16 protein-coding genes are annotated in these 14,676 nt (G+C 62.9%); 10 read left to right on the forward strand and 6 right to left on the reverse strand.

Going from position 1 to position 14,676, the window contains the following annotated elements:
* Positions 1-35 precede the first annotated feature (35 nt).
* From hscB to iscR, 5 genes are all read right to left on the reverse strand, one after another.
* Positions 36-581 carry a Fe-S protein assembly co-chaperone HscB gene (hscB, locus tag PQU96_RS01665; RefSeq protein ID WP_272770539.1) on the reverse strand — a complete coding sequence of 182 codons (546 nt, stop codon included), beginning with the start codon at positions 579-581 and terminating at the stop codon, positions 36-38.
* Between the two features lie 86 nt (positions 582-667).
* Positions 668-991, reverse strand: coding sequence for an iron-sulfur cluster assembly protein IscA (gene iscA / locus PQU96_RS01670; protein WP_047966865.1), 324 nt, complete (start codon positions 989-991; stop codon positions 668-670).
* Between the two features lie 47 nt (positions 992-1,038).
* A complete protein-coding gene (iscU, locus tag PQU96_RS01675; protein WP_047966864.1) occupies positions 1,039-1,422 on the reverse strand; it encodes a Fe-S cluster assembly scaffold IscU in 384 nt (127 codons plus the stop codon).
* Positions 1,423-1,480: 58 nt separating this feature from the next.
* Complete coding sequence (locus PQU96_RS01680) at positions 1,481-2,698, reverse strand: IscS subfamily cysteine desulfurase (RefSeq protein WP_272770540.1); 1,218 nt, start codon at positions 2,696-2,698, stop codon at positions 1,481-1,483.
* Between the two features lie 25 nt (positions 2,699-2,723).
* Positions 2,724-3,209 (reverse strand): Fe-S cluster assembly transcriptional regulator IscR, encoded by a 486-nt coding sequence (gene iscR, locus PQU96_RS01685; protein ID WP_272770541.1) that lies wholly within the window; start codon positions 3,207-3,209, stop codon positions 2,724-2,726.
* A gap of 268 nt (positions 3,210-3,477) precedes the next feature.
* Here iscR and PQU96_RS01690 point away from each other — a divergent pair, with 268 nt between their 5' ends.
* The gene (locus PQU96_RS01690) at positions 3,478-4,599 is read left to right on the forward strand and encodes a beta-ketoacyl-ACP synthase III (protein ID WP_272770542.1); all 1,122 of its coding nucleotides are present in this window, start codon (positions 3,478-3,480) and stop codon (positions 4,597-4,599) included.
* A 61-nt stretch (positions 4,600-4,660) separates the two neighbouring features.
* Here the strand turns inward: PQU96_RS01690 and PQU96_RS01695 are convergent, their stop codons facing one another.
* Positions 4,661-5,584 carry a LysR substrate-binding domain-containing protein gene (locus PQU96_RS01695; RefSeq protein ID WP_272770543.1) on the reverse strand — a complete coding sequence of 308 codons (924 nt, stop codon included), beginning with the start codon at positions 5,582-5,584 and terminating at the stop codon, positions 4,661-4,663.
* A 382-nt stretch (positions 5,585-5,966) separates the two neighbouring features.
* Between PQU96_RS01695 and PQU96_RS01700 the strand changes: the two genes are divergently transcribed.
* The 9 genes from PQU96_RS01700 (at position 5,967) to PQU96_RS01740 (ending at position 14,572) form a co-directional block, all read left to right on the forward strand.
* Complete coding sequence (locus PQU96_RS01700; RefSeq protein ID WP_272770544.1) at positions 5,967-7,559, forward strand: ABC transporter substrate-binding protein; 1,593 nt, start codon at positions 5,967-5,969, stop codon at positions 7,557-7,559.
* Between the two features lie 332 nt (positions 7,560-7,891).
* Entirely contained in the window at positions 7,892-8,920 is a 1,029-nt protein-coding gene (locus PQU96_RS01705) for an ABC transporter permease subunit (protein WP_272770545.1), read from the forward strand.
* 10 nt (positions 8,921-8,930) lie between these two features.
* On the forward strand, positions 8,931-9,854 hold the full coding sequence (locus tag PQU96_RS01710; RefSeq protein ID WP_272770546.1) for an ABC transporter permease subunit: 924 nt from the start codon (positions 8,931-8,933) through the stop codon (positions 9,852-9,854).
* A 9-nt stretch (positions 9,855-9,863) separates the two neighbouring features.
* Entirely contained in the window at positions 9,864-10,841 is a 978-nt protein-coding gene (locus tag PQU96_RS01715) for an ABC transporter ATP-binding protein (RefSeq protein ID WP_272770547.1), read from the forward strand.
* On the forward strand, positions 10,838-11,812 hold the full coding sequence (locus tag PQU96_RS01720; protein ID WP_272770548.1) for a peptide ABC transporter ATP-binding protein: 975 nt from the start codon (positions 10,838-10,840) through the stop codon (positions 11,810-11,812). Before PQU96_RS01715 ends, PQU96_RS01720 begins: the two co-directional genes overlap by 4 nt.
* A gap of 118 nt (positions 11,813-11,930) precedes the next feature.
* The gene (coaD, locus tag PQU96_RS01725) at positions 11,931-12,476 is read left to right on the forward strand and encodes a pantetheine-phosphate adenylyltransferase (protein ID WP_047966854.1); all 546 of its coding nucleotides are present in this window, start codon (positions 11,931-11,933) and stop codon (positions 12,474-12,476) included.
* Positions 12,477-12,562: 86 nt separating this feature from the next.
* Entirely contained in the window at positions 12,563-13,510 is a 948-nt protein-coding gene (locus tag PQU96_RS01730; protein ID WP_272770549.1) for a class I SAM-dependent methyltransferase, read from the forward strand.
* Positions 13,511-13,641: 131 nt separating this feature from the next.
* Positions 13,642-14,007: a thioredoxin gene (gene trxA / locus PQU96_RS01735; RefSeq protein ID WP_120810655.1), complete on the forward strand. Its 366-nt coding sequence runs from the start codon at positions 13,642-13,644 to the stop codon at positions 14,005-14,007.
* Positions 14,008-14,032: 25 nt separating this feature from the next.
* Positions 14,033-14,572: a glutathione peroxidase gene (locus PQU96_RS01740; RefSeq protein ID WP_272770550.1), complete on the forward strand. Its 540-nt coding sequence runs from the start codon at positions 14,033-14,035 to the stop codon at positions 14,570-14,572.
* Positions 14,573-14,676: the final 104 nt, after the last annotated feature.

The raw sequence follows: 14,676 nt of genomic DNA on the forward strand, positions 1-14,676 counted from the left end.
GCTGGGCGCGGTATTGCGGCCAACCTTGGGTATGCTCAAAACAGCAACGCCTCGATGGCGTCGCCGATTTCCTGATCCAGCTTTTCCAGAAAGCGCAGCTTGCGCACCAGGAGCGCGGCGCTGTCGTGGTCGTGCCGCTCGTCCAGCGCGGCGCCCAGCTCGTCTTCCATCGCGCACATATCCTGGCGCAGCTGGCGCGACAGCCGCTCCAGCGCGTCGACGTCGTGGCCGTGGCGGGCGTCCTCGATCGCCTCGCGCCACTCTATCTGCGCCATCAGGAAGGCCGGCGGCATGCTGGTGTTGGTTTCCTCGGCGGTGTCGACACCGGCCAGCATCAGCAGGTAGCGCGCGCGCGCCAGTGGCGATTTCAGCGTCTGGTAGGCTTCGTTGACGCGGGTGGCGGCCATCAGCGCGACGCGCTTTTCGGCATCGCCGGCGCTGGCGAAACGGTCCGGATGCACCTGCGCCGCGGCGGTGCGCCACAGCGTGTCCAGCGCGGCGCCGTCCAGCGCAAAGCGGCGCGGCAGGCCGAACAGGGCAAAGTGGTCCTGCTGGAAATCGGAGAACAGGTCGGCGGTCATGGAGGCTTTCTGCGGGCAACACCCGGGCGGGGCCGGGACGCGACAGCGGCCCCTGTCAGACAGGGGCCGTCAGCACGGCAAGGGAATCAGACGTTGAAGCTCTCGCCACAACCGCATTCGTTCTTCACGTTCGGGTTGTTGAACTTGAAGCCTTCGTTGAGGCCTTCCTTGGTGTAGTCCAGCTCGGTGCCGTCAAGGTAGGCGAGGCTCTTGGCGTCGGTGAACACCTTGACGCCGAAGCTCTCGAACGCGATGTCGTCATCGCTGGCGACATCGACGAACTCCAGCTTGTAGGCCATGCCGGAACAGCCGGAAGTCTTGACGCCGAGACGGACGCCCAGACCCTTGCCGCGCTTGGCGATGAAGTTGCTGACGTGACGGGCGGCGTTTTCGGAAAGCGTGATAGCCATAGTGCGTTTGCCTTCAGGATTAAGAGGGCGGCCACGGCCGCCCGGAATCATTTAGCGTGCTTCTGCTTGTAGTCGGCGACGGCGGCCTTGATCGCGTCTTCGGCCAGGATCGAGCAGTGGATCTTGACCGGTGGCAGCGCCAGTTCTTCGGCGATTTCGGTGTTCTTCAGCGCCATTGCCTGGTCCAGCGTCTTGCCCTTGACCCATTCGGTCACCAGCGAGCTGGACGCAATGGCGGAGCCACAGCCGTAGGTCTTGAACTTGGCGTCTTCGATCACGCCCTGTTCGTTGACCTTGATCTGCAGCTTCATCACGTCGCCACAGGCCGGCGCGCCGACCATGCCGGTGCCGACCGATTCGTCGCCCTTGTCGAAAGCCCCCACGTTACGCGGGTTCTCGTAGTGGTCCATTACCTTGTCGCTGTATGCCATGATTTTCTCCTTGTCGATGCGGCCGGCCGGTGCAAGGTTGGCCGCATCATGCCATCTGTTAGTGTGCAGCCCATTCGATGCTGTTGAGGTCGACGCCGTCCTTGAACATCTCCCACAGCGGGGACATTTCGCGCAGCTTGCCGATCTTTTCGTGCAGCAGCTTGACCGCGTAGTCGACATCGGCCTCGGTAGTGAAGCGGCCGATGGAGAAGCGGATCGAGCTGTGCGCCAGTTCGTCATTGCGGCCCAGCGCGCGCAGTACGTAGGACGGTTCCAGCGAGGCCGAGGTACAGGCCGAACCGGACGAGACCGCCAGGTCCTTGATCGCCATGATCAGGCTTTCGCCTTCGACGAAGTTGAAGCTCACGTTCAGGTTGTGCGGTACGCGGGCGTCGATGTCGCCGTTGAGGTAGACCTCTTCGATGTCCTGCAGGCCGGTCCACAGGCGGTCGCGCAGCATGCGGATGCGCTCGTTCTCGGCGTGCATGTTTTCGCGGGCGATGCGGTAGGCCTCACCCATGCCGGCGATCTGGTGCGTGGCCAGGGTGCCGGAGCGGAAACCACGCTCGTGGCCGCCACCGTGCATCTGCGCTTCCAGGCGTACGCGCGGCTTGCGGCGGATATACAGCGCGCCGATGCCTTTCGGGCCGTAGGTCTTGTGTGCGGAGAAGCTCATCAGGTCGACCTTGAGCTTGTCCAGGTCGATGTCGATCTTGCCGGTAGCCTGGGCCGAATCCACGTGCAGCAGGATGCCGCGGCTGCGCAGCAGCTCGCCGATGGCCGGGATGTCCTGGATCACGCCGATTTCGTTGTTCACGAACAGCACGGAGACCAGGATGGTGTCCGGACGCAGCGCCGCTTCCAGCGCGGCGAGGTCGAGCAGGCCGTTTTCCTGCACGTCGAGGTAGGTGACCTCGAAGCCCTGGCGTTCCAGCTCGCGCATGGTGTCCAGCGTGGCCTTGTGTTCGGTCTTCAGGGTGATCAGGTGACGGCCCTTGCTCTTGTAGAACTGGGCAGCGCCTTTGAGCGCAAGGTTGATCGATTCGGTGGCGCCGGAGGTCCACACGATTTCCTTCGGATCACAGTTGACCAGAGCGGCGACCTGGGCGCGGGCGTTTTCCACCGCGGCCTCGGCGGTCCAGCCGTAGGCGTGGCTGCGCGACGCCGGGTTGCCGAAGTTCTCGGTCAGGAACGGGATCATTACCTCCGCCACACGCGGGTCGACCGGCGTGGTCGCAGAGTAATCGAGGTAAATGGGTTGTTTCAGCTCGCTCATTACGGGTTCTCCACGAGGTCGACGGTCAGAGGCTGCCGGCGAGAGGCTCGCTACAGGTGCCATTACGGCGTTGTGGGCGTTGATCTATTACTACGCAGGTTTCTTTGGCGCGCTGCGCGTCGACCAGGCTGGCCAGGCTGACCTTGGACAGGTAGTCGAAAATGGTCAGGTTCAGGTTGGTCCACAGGTCGTGTGTCATGCAGCGGTGGTTGTCGTGACAGTTCTCGCGGCCGCCGCACTGGGTGGCGTCCACCGATTCGTCGACCGCGACGATGATGTCGGCGACGGAGATTTCCTGCACGGTGCGCGCCAGCGTGTAGCCGCCACCGGGGCCGCGCACGCTGTCCACCAGCTGCGAACGGCGCAGCTTGCCGAATAATTGCTCGAGATACGACAGGGAGATGCCTTGGCGCTCGCTGATGCCGGCCAGCGTCACCGGACCGTTTGCTTCGCGCAGGGCGAGGTCCAGCATGGCTGTTACGGCGAAGCGGCCTTTGGTGGTCAAGCGCATGGTGAAAGGCTCCCTGAATAGTTGTGCCGATTATACCCTAAATCCGAGTAATTTAGTCAACTATTGCGGGTCTTGGTTCCACGGGACTGTGGTATCGGGAGTGCCGTCTGGCAAAGGTTGGCCGCACGGGGCCGGGACAGGCTAGCGCATGATTATAACGCGCTTTGCTGCGCGTGGCCGGGATTTTTCCGTCGCGACTGGTGTATGATTCGCACAAACAATTGTTTGAATTTCAGCTGCCATCAGCGCACACGCCGAAGGATACTCTATGTATAAGGTTGTCATCAGTGGCACCGGCCTGTTTACCCCGCCCCACGCCGTCAGCAACGAGGCCCTGGTTACGGCCTTCAACCAGTACGTCGCCGACTTCAACGCCGCCCACGCGACGCGGATCGCCGCTGGCGAGATCGTGGCGCTGACCGAATCCAGCGCCGAATTCATCGAGAAGGCTTCCGGCATCAAGCAGCGCTACCTGATGGACGCCAGCGGCGTGCTGGATCCGCAGCGCATGGCGCCCTCGCTGCCGGAGCGCGACAATGACGCGTTGTCGGTGCAGGCGGAGATGGCGGTGGCGGCGGCACGCGAGGCATTGCAGCGCGCCGGGCGCACGGCGGCCGACATCGACATGGTGATCGTGGCCTGCTCCAACATGCCGCGGCCGTACCCGGCGCTGTCTATCGAGGTGCAGCAGGCGCTGGGCATCAGCGGCTACGCCTTCGACATGAACGTCGCCTGCTCGTCGGCCACCTTCGGCATCCAGACCGCGGTGAACGCCATCGCCAACGGGCAGGCGCACGCGGTGCTGATGGTGAACCCGGAAATCTGCTCGGCGCACCTGAACTTCCGCGACCGCGACAGCCACTTCATCTTCGGCGATGCCTGCACCGCGGTGCTGCTGGAACGCGCCGAGCTGGCCACGGCGGCACAGCGCTTCGAGGTGCTGGACTGCAAGCTGGCGACGCTGTTCTCCAACAATATCCGCAACAACTTCGGCTTCCTCAACCGTTGCGACGAGCGCGGCATCGGCGCGCTGGACAAGCTGTTCGTGCAGCAGGGGCGTAAGGTATTTAAAGAGGTATGCCCGATGGTGGGCGAACACATCGTCGCGCACCTGGCCAGCCAGGCCATCCAGCCTAGTGACGTGAAGCGCTTCTGGCTGCACCAGGCCAACCTGAGCATGAACCAGCTGATCGCCCGCCGCGTGCTGGGGCGCGACGCCGATGCCACCGAGGCGCCGGTGATTCTCGACCGCTACGCCAATACCAGCTCCGCCGGCTCGGTGATCGCGCTGCACCTGCATCACGAGGACATGGCCACCGGCGAGCTTGGCGTGCTGTCCTCGTTCGGCGCCGGCTACTCGGTGGGTAGCGTGATCCTGCGCAAAGGTTGAGCGGCAAAATTTAAGTGTCACTAAAATGCCACAGTTTTCGGTGGCATTTTTTACGGCTTTTTTACTGGGCGGCGGCATGTTGCCACGGTACCAGCGCCGGGTCCTGGATCACTTTCATGGTGGCGGAGCGGAAGTCGTGCACCAGACTGGAGCGGCGGCCGGTGCTGGGGTAGGCCAGCACGTAATCGTGGGTAGCCTCGGTCTGGAATGGCTTTACGACAACGCCATGCTTTTCCCAGACCTGGGCGCCGAACGGCTCGACGATGGAGACGCCAAGGCCGTGCGCCACCATCGCGTAACGGGTGTGCGAGGTGTGGGTGCGGATGGGAAACTGAGGTTTTTCAATGCCTTGCGGGAAGTACTTGTCTTCCTGTCCCTGGCTGAGCGGGCGGTTGGGAATCCAGCCGATCACGTTCTCGCCGGCGAGGTCGGCCGGGGTGATCACCTCCCGGTCGCACAGCCGGTGCCCGGCCGGCAGCGCACACAGCACTTCGGCCTGCAGGATGGGTTCCACCTCGATGCCGGCGATCGCAGGGAAGGCGAGGCTGAGTGCGACGTCCACCTTCAGGTCCTGCAGCCGCACCAGTACCTCGGCGTTGCCGACCGAGTCGATGTTGACCGGTACGTCCGGTTGTAGCTTGAAAAACTCTTTTAAAATCAAAGGTAATAGCGTGGTGGAGAGCACCGGCATGCAGGCGACGCTCAGCGCCTGGGTCTCGTCCTTGCGGATGGTTTCGGCTGCCTTGCGCAGACGTTCAAGGCCGAGGAAATTCTCTTCCACCGCCAGCTGGAAGCGCACCGCCGCGGTGGTCGGCTCCATGCGGCCCTTGGTGCGGTTGAACAGGCGGAAGCCGAGGTCGGCCTCCAGGTCGGCGATCAGGCGGCTGACCGCCGGCTGGGTGATGTGCATGCGCCGTGCCGCGCCCACCGTGGTGCCGGTGTCCATCAAGGAGCGGAATGCCTCAATTTGGCGAAAGCGGATCATGGCGCGGCCCTGGAAAAGTGAAAACAAAATCCTATAACAAAATCACATTGATAATGATGATAACTTAGTGGATGTGATAGGTTGGCTGTGAAATACTGCGCCGAAGCCGGTAGCGCTTGCCCGGTTCGCAGTTTTGACACTTGGACTGAAATGTACTTTTCCTGATGCTACGTTGCAGCGATCGGTATAAAGTCAACACAAACATGCTGCTACTGACCGTAGATGTAGAACATTGTCGGTTAGCGAGCAGTCTGTTGAAGTCGGGAACGACTGTGTCGTGGTGATCCGTCAGGATGACTGCAGAAAACGGGCGGCCCGTCAGCCCGGAACATGGAGGCGTATCAACGCCGTCATTAAAAACACAATAAGGAATAGAGAAACTATGCGAGTTGCTAAACACCTTTTGCTGGCCGCCGGTCTGACTGCCGCGGCATCCGCCGCCCAGGCTGCAGGGACCCTGATCTACTGCTCCGAGGCCAGCCCAGAGGGCTTTGATTCCGCACAATACACCGGCGGCTCCACATTTGACGCTGCCGGTCACGCCATGTTCAACCGCCTGATCGAGTTCAAGGCCGGCTCCACCAGTATCGAGCCGGGTCTGGCCGAATCGTGGACCTCGTCGCCGGACGGCCTGACCTACACCTTCAAGCTGCGCAAGGGCGTCAAGTTCCACACAACCGAATACTTCACCCCGTCCCGCGATTTCAACGCCGATGACGTGGTGTTCAGCTTCATGCGGATGATCGACAAGAACCATCCGTTCCGCAAAGCGTACAACGTCGAATTCCCGTACGCCTCCGATACCGGTCTGGACAGCAACATCACCGCCGTCGAGAAGACCGACCCGTACACCGTCGTGTTCAAGCTGAAGGCTCCGGATGCCGACCTGCTGGCCAAGATCGCGATGCCGTTCGCGTCCATCCTGTCCGCCGAGTTCGGCGACAAGCTGATGAAGGAAGGCAAGGCGTCGATGATCAACCAGCAGCCGGTCGGCACTGGTCCGTTCATCCTGAAGCGCTACCAGAAAGACGCGCAGATCCGCTATGCGGCCAACAAGCAGTACTGGAAAAAAGGCGACGTCAAGGTCGACAACCTGATTTTCGCGATCACCACCGACCCGTCGGTACGCGCCCAGAAGATGAAGGCCGGCGAGTGCCACATCATGTCCTATCCGAAGCCGCAGGATCTGGCCGGCATGAAGGCTGATCCGGCGCTGAAAATGATGTCCGCTCCGGGCTTCAACATCGGCTACCTGGCCTACAACGTTGAAAAGCCGCAGCTGAAGAAGCTGGAAGTGCGCCAGGCACTGGACATGGCCATCAACCGCAAGGCAATCATCGATGCCGTGTACCAGGGCCAGGGCCAGGAAGCGTCCAACCCGTTCCCGGCGTCCTTGTGGTCGTACAACAAGTCGTTGCGCAACCAGCCGACCGATATCGCCAAGGCCAAGGCACTGCTGGCCAAGGCCGGCTACCCGAACGGCTTCGAGATCTCCCTGTGGGCGATGCCGGTACAGCGTCCGTACAACCCGAACGCCAAGCTGATGGCGGAAATGATCCAGGCCGACTGGGCCAAGATCGGCGTCAAGGCCAAGATCACTTCCTACGAGTGGGGCGAATACCTCAAGCGCATGAAGAACGGCGAGCATGACGCCGGCCTGATCGGCTGGACCGGCGACTACGCCAGCCCGGACAACTTCCTCGGCGTGTTGCTGACCTGCGAAGCCATCGGCGGCTCCAACTACGCACGCTACTGCAGCAAGGCCTTCGACAAGGAAGTGCTGGGCGCCCGCAAGAGCACCGACCTGAAGCAGCGCACCGCCATGTACATGAAGGCGCAGGAAATCTTCAAGAAGGATCTGCCTTGGTCGACCATCGCCCACTCGGTAGTGAACCAGCCGATGCGCAAGGAAGTGAACGGCTTCAAGATCAGCCCGTTCGGCGACTATTCCTTCAAGGGTGTTAGCGTCAAGTAAGTTCGCGGTATCGCCCGGCTGGTCCGGGTGAATGGCAAGGAGGGCGCCTTTGGCCCCTCCTTGTTCATTATCAGGCGAACGGTTTATGCAAAAGGAAAGTCGGGGCGCACCAGCGGTGCGGATGTCGCGTGATTGACCTGTATCAAGGCGGTCACGGCGTGCGATCCGTAAAGTGTGTCTTGCCGTGGCGGCGATTGCATCTGGTGTAGGTGGGTGGTCAGATGCAGCTCCGTCGCCCGGCACCCCTTCCGCTTTCCTTTCTGCTGTTCCCGTTCCCTGTCTCTTGCAGCAATACGTCACGCCAGCCTTGTGCGTGGACGGGAGACCTTCACATGTTTTTCTTTATCCTGCGTCGTCTTGGCGTACTGATTCCGACCTTTTTCGGCATCACGCTGATTACCTTCAGCCTGATCCGCATGATCCCGGGCGATCCCATCGAAGTGATGATGGGGGAGCGTTCGCTTGATCCGGCGCTGCACGCGGCGGCGATGAAGCGTCTGGGCCTGGATCAGCCGCTGTATATCCAGTACTTCGACTACATCGGCAACCTGTTCCAGGGCAACCTCGGCGCCTCGCTGAAAACCCAGCAGAGCGTGTGGAGCGAATTCACCACCCTGTTCCCGGCCACGCTGGAACTGGCGCTGTGCGCGCTGGTGTTCGCTACCGTCTGTGGCCTGCTGGCCGGCGTGGTGGCGGCGATCAAGCGCGGCTCCATCTTCGACCACGGCGTGATGGGCATCTCGCTGACCGGCTTCTCGATGCCGATCTTCTGGTGGGGCCTGATCCTGATCATGCTGTTCTCGGTGCAGCTGGGCTGGACCCCGGTGTCCGGCCGCCTCGATCTCGCCTTTGACGTGCAGCCGCAGACCGGCTTCATGCTGATCGACGCCTGGCGCGCCGAAATGGCCGATCCCGAATTCAACGCCGGCGCCTTCAAGGACGCGGTGATGCACCTGATCCTGCCGGCCATCGTGCTGGGCACCATCCCGCTGGCGGTGATCGCGCGGATGACGCGCTCGTCGATGCTGGAAGTGCTGCGCGAGGACTACGTGCGTACCGCCCGCGCCAAAGGCCTGTCGCCGGCGCGCGTGATCTTCATCCACACCCTGCGCAACGCGCTGATCCCGGTGCTGACCGTGATCGGCCTGCAGGTGGGCACGCTGATGGGCGGCGCGGTGCTGACTGAGACCATCTTCTCCTGGCCCGGCATCGGCAAGTGGCTGATCGACGCCATCGGCCGCCGCGACTATCCGGTGGTGCAGAACGGCATCCTGATCGTGGCCACGCTGGTGATCCTCACCAACTTCATCGTAGACATCCTGTACGGCATCGCGAACCCGCGCATCCGTCATGCCAAGTAAGAGGCGAGCAATGACATCCATTTCTACTGCGCCCGCTGCGGCGCCGGTTGAAGAGTTGGCCGCAGGCTATCCTTCGCCGCTCAAGGAGTTCTGGCAGGGCTTCTCCCACAACAAGGGCGCCGTCGCCGGGCTGGTGTTCATGTCCATCGTCGCCGTCTGTGCGCTGTTTGCGCCGTGGATCGCGCCGTACGACCCGATCGAACAGTTCCGCGACTACTTCCTGACACCGCCGGCCTGGGCTGCGGGTGGCAGCAGCCAGTTCCTGCTCGGCACCGACGAGCTGGGCCGCGACATCCTGTCGCGCCTGATCCACGGCGCGCGCCTGTCGCTGCTGATCGGTCTGGTGTCGGTGGTGATGGCGCTGATTCCCGGCGTGGTGATGGGGCTGCTGGCGGCCTTCTTCCCCAAGGTGCTGGGCACCCTGATCATGCGCCTGATGGACGTGATGATGGCCTTGCCGTCGCTGCTGCTGGCGGTGGCGATCATGGCCATCCTCGGGCCGGGCCTGGTCAACGCGATGATCGCCATCGCCGTGGTGTCGCTGCCGGCCTACGTGCGCCTGACGCGCGCCTCGGCGATGACCGAGCTGAACCGCGACTACGTGACCGCCTCGCGCGTCGCCGGTGCCGGCCTGTTCCGTCTGATGTTCGTCACCGTGCTGCCCAACTGCATGGCGCCGTTGATCGTGCACGCCACCATGAGCTTCTCCTCCGCCATCCTGGAAATCGCCGCCCTGGGCTTCCTCGGCCTCGGCGTACAGCCGCCAACGCCGGAGTGGGGCACCATGCTGGCCTCGGCGCGTGACTACATGGACAGCGCCTGGTGGGTGGTCACCCTGCCGGGCCTGACCATCCTGGTGTCGGTGTTGTCGATCAACCTGATGGGCGACGGCCTGCGCGATGCGCTGGACCCGAAAATGAAGCGCGCGGCGTAAGGGAAAATCATGAGTCTGTTGCAAATCAAGAACCTCTCGGTCGAGTTCGGCTCCGAGAAAAACCCGTTCCGCGCCGTGGAAGGGCTGGACCTGTCGGTCGACCAGGGCGAGATCGTCGGCATCGTCGGCGAATCCGGCTCCGGCAAGTCCGTCACCATGATGGCGATGATGGGCCTCCTGGAGGGGCAGGGCCGCATCGTCGCCGACGAACTGAGCTTCGACGGCAAGAACCTGCTGACCATCAGCGCGCGGGAACGTCGCAAGATCGTGGGTAAGGACATCGCCATGATCTTCCAGGACCCGATGACCTCGCTCAACCCGAGCTACACCGTCGGTTACCAGATCATGGAAGTGCTGAAGGTGCATCAGGGCCTGCGCGGCGCCGAGCTGAAGGCGCGCGCGCTGGAACTGATGGAGCTGGTGGAGATTCCGGCGGCCAAGACCCGTCTTGAGGCCTACCCGCACCAGCTGTCCGGCGGCATGAGCCAGCGCGTGATGATCGCGGTGGCGCTGGCCTGTAACCCCAAGCTGCTGATTGCCGATGAGCCGACCACCGCGCTGGACGTGACCATTCAGGCACAGATCATGGACCTGCTGGTCAACCTGCAAAAAGAGCGCAATATGGCGCTGCTGATGATCACCCACGATCTGGCGGTGATTGCCGAGGTGGCACACCGCGTGGCGGTGATGTACGCCGGCCAGGTGGCCGAGGAGGGCCGCGTGCCGCAGTTGTTCCGCCACCCGGTGCATCCTTATACCAACGCGCTGTTGTCCTCCATTCCTGAGCACAGCAAGGGCGCACGCCGGCTGGTGACCTTGCCCGGCATCGTGCCCGGCCAGTATGACCGCCCCAGCGGCTGCCTGCTGTCGCCGCGCTGCCCGTACGTGCAGGAACGCTGCCGTGCCGAGCGCCCCGGCATCACCGCGCACGAGCATGGTGCCGTGCGTTGCTTCTACCCGCTGTTCGAGAAGAAGGAGGCCCCATGAGCCAGACCGTATTGCAGGCTCGCGACCTGACCCGTCACTACGAGGTGTCGCAGGGCTTCATGAAACCGAAGGCCGTGGTCAAGGCGCTGAACGGCGTGTCGTTTGAACTCAAGGCCGGCAAGACGCTGGCGGTGGTCGGCGAGTCCGGCTGCGGCAAGTCCACGCTGGCACGGCAGCTGACGCTGATCGAGGCCCCGACCGCCGGTTCGCTGGTGCTGGATGGCGTCGACATCGCCAGCGCCGGCAAGGCCGCACTGAAGGCGCTGCGCAGCAAGGTGCAGATGGTGTTCCAGAACCCGTACGCCTCGCTCAACCCGCGGCAGAAGGTCGGCGACCAGCTGGGCGAGCCGCTGCTGATCAACACCAGTCTGACCGCGCAACAGCGCGAGGACAAGGTCAAGGCGATGATGAAGCGCGTCGGCCTGCGTCCGGAGCACTATTACCGCTACCCGCACATGTTCTCAGGCGGTCAGCGCCAGCGTATCGCCATCGCGCGTGCGATGATGCTGCAGCCGCAGATCGTGATCGCCGACGAGCCGACCTCGGCGCTGGACGTGTCGATCCAGGCGCAGGTGCTGAACCTGTTCATGGACCTGCAGGAAGAGTTCAACACCGCCTACGTGTTCATCTCGCACAACCTGGCGGTGGTGGAGCACGTTGCCGACGACCTGATGGTGATGTACCTCGGCCGCGCGGTGGAGGTGGGCAGCAAGGAGGTGATCTACGCCAAGCCGCTGCACCCCTACACCCAGGCGCTGCTGTCGGCGACCCCGTCCATCCATCCGGAAGACCGCAGCATCAAGATCAAGATCCACGGCGAGCTGCCCAGCCCGCTCAATCCGCCAAGCGGCTGCGCCTTCCACAAGCGCTGCCCCTACGCGACCGATCTGTGCGGCAAGGAAGTGCCGCAGCTGCGCGCCCTCGAAGGCCGCGAAGTGGCGTGCCACCATGCGGAAACCATCAACGCCTGATATCCTGCAAGAGAGTGCCGCACCGGCGTGATGCGTTAGCGCACCGCGCCGGTGCTTTTATTTTTGCAATGCAGCAAAAATTCCTTGTCCACCATCCCCAGCCACGCTACATTCCGCCATGACAAATAGTCGAAAAGGAAAGCATCAATTGAAGCGCGCCGTCTATGCCGGTAGTTTTGACCCGGTGACCAACGGGCATTTGTGGATGATACGCGAGGCCGTGGAACTGTTTGACGAGGTGGTGGTGGCCATCGGCGTCAATCCGGAAAAACATTGCACCTTCAGTGTGGACGAGCGTCTGGACATGCTGCGTGCCGTCACGCGCGGCTTTTCCAAGCTGCGGGTCGAGGTATTCGAGAACCAGTTCCTGGTCAACTACGCGCAGAGCATTGAGGCCAACTACATCATTCGCGGCATCCGCACCGCCAGCGACTACGAGTACGAGCGCACCATGCGCTACATCAACTCCGACCTGCACGCCGACATCACCACCATCTTCCTGCTGCCGCCGCGCGAGTACGCCGAGGTGTCCTCCACCATGGTCAAGGGCCTGATGGGACCGCAGGGCTGGGAGCAGATGATCCGCCAGTACGTGCCGGAGCCGGTATACCGCCGCCTGGTGGCCTATCATGAACGGCAGCAGGCCGCGCTGAACAACGACTAGCCGTGCGGCCAACGTTGGCCGCAACGCACCGAAATAGTGGCGCCGGACATGTTCCGGCGTTTGGTTTTTATCGAAAAGGAAGTTGCATGGTTGACGTTTCCGCCTTTGCCAACCGGCTTGCCAAGAATTACAAGCACTACGCCAAATGGGCGCGCCGCAACGGACTGGACGCCTGGCGCGTCTACGACCGCGACGTGCCGCAGTTTCCGCTGATCATCGACCTGTACGGCCAGCGCATCCACCTGCAGGAGTACGACACCGGCTGGCAGATCGAGGAATCCGAGTACGTGGCGTGGATCGCCGCGGTGCAGCAGGCGATCAGCGAGATCACCGGCGTACCGCTGTGGAACATCGCGCTGAAGACGCGCCGCCGCCAGAAGGGCGAAAGCCAGTACGAGAAGACCGGCCGCGAGGGCGAGGACTTCGTAGTGGCGGAGCAGGGCCAGCGCTTCTGGGTGAATCTGGATGCTTATCTCGACACCGGCCTGTTCCTCGACCACCGCAACACCCGCAAGCGGGTACGTGACGAGGCTGCCGGCAAGCGCTTTCTCAATCTGTTCGCCTACACCGGCAGCTTCACCGTGTACGCGGCCGCCGGCGGCGCGACGAGCAGCGAGACGGTGGACCTGTCCAACACCTACCAGGCGTGGAGCCGCCGCAACTTCGAGCTGAACGGGCTGGATCTGGACAAGCACCAGCTGATCCGCGACGACGTGTTCCAGTATCTGGAAGATGCCGCCTTTGCCGGCAAGCAGTTCGACCTGATCGTGATGGACCCGCCGAGCTTCTCCAACTCCAAGAAGATGATGGACGAGCTGGACGTGCAGCGTGACCAGGTCAAACTGGTCGACGGCGCGATGCGGTTGCTGGCACCGGACGGTGTGCTGTACTTCTCCAACAACCTGCGCAGCTTCACGCTGGACGACAGGTTGATCGCCGACTACGCGGTGCAGGACATCAGCGCGCAATCGGTGCCGGAGGACTTCCGTAACAGGAAGATCCACCAGTGCTGGCGCATCCGTCATCGCCACTGATAGCGGCCGCCAATATGCGGTATCGCGAAATTTAATGGCAGCTATCCCTTGCCTAGTCGCCGCGTTGCGACAATCTTGAAAAGCAGCAAGGTTGGCCGCAGCGGCCGCCACAACCGACCCAAGGAGCCGTCATGGCCTATGTAAACGTAACTGCCGATACCTTTAACGACACCGTCGAGGGCGACGGCATGGTGATCCTCGACTTCTGGGCGCCGTGGTGCGGCCCGTGCAAGTCGTTCGGCCCGATCTTCGAAGCGGCAGCGGAAAAACACCCCGACATCGTGTTCGCCAAGATCAACACCGAGGACGAGCAGGAGCTGGCCGCCCACTTCAAGATCCGTTCCATCCCGACGCTGATGGCACTGAAGGACGGCATCGTGGTGTTCCACCAGGCCGGCGCGATGATGGCGCCGCAGTTCGAGCAGCTGGTGCAGGCGGTGCGCGATCTGGACATGGATCAGGTGCGCGCCGATATGGCCGCCCAGGACCAGGGCTGAGCCGCAAGACGGGGAGGGCAGGCTGATGCGCAAGCAAGCATGGTGGCTGTGGTTGCTGCTGGCGGCACCGCTGGCGCAGGCGGCCTGCCCGCCGCTGCTGGATTACCGGGTGCCGCGCCTGACCGGCGGCAGCACCGATCTGTGCCAGTATCAGGACAAGGCCATCGTGGTGGTCAACACCGCCAGCGAGTGCGGCTTCACGCCGCAGTTTGCCCAGCTGCAGGCGCTGTGGCAGCAATACCGCAACCGCGGCGTGGTGGTGATCGGCTTCCCCAGCGACGATTTCTTCCAGGAGCTGGAACAGGCCAAGGACATTGCCGAGTTCTGCCACAGCAATTACGGCGTCGATTTCCCGATGATGAGCCGGGTCAGTGTGCGCGGCAGCAACGCGCACCCCTTCTACCAGGCGCTGGCCAGCGCGGCCGGCAGTACGCCGAAGTGGAATTTCTACAAGTACATCATCGCGCCGGGCGGCAAGTCGGTGATCGCCTTCGGCCCGCTGACGCGACCGGATGATCCGGACTTCCTCAAGGCGCTGCAGCAACGGCTGCCGGCCACACCCTGAGCCAGGCGGCTGTCGTATTCACGACAGCCGCATTGTTTTTCCGGCCGCCGTTCCAGTACCATCCGAACTTTCCGGTGCCGTGCCGCTCTAGCACCCGTGCCTGT

Source organism: Vogesella margarita, from assembly GCF_028548475.1.
Lineage (GTDB): Bacteria > Pseudomonadota > Gammaproteobacteria > Burkholderiales > Chromobacteriaceae > Vogesella > Vogesella margarita.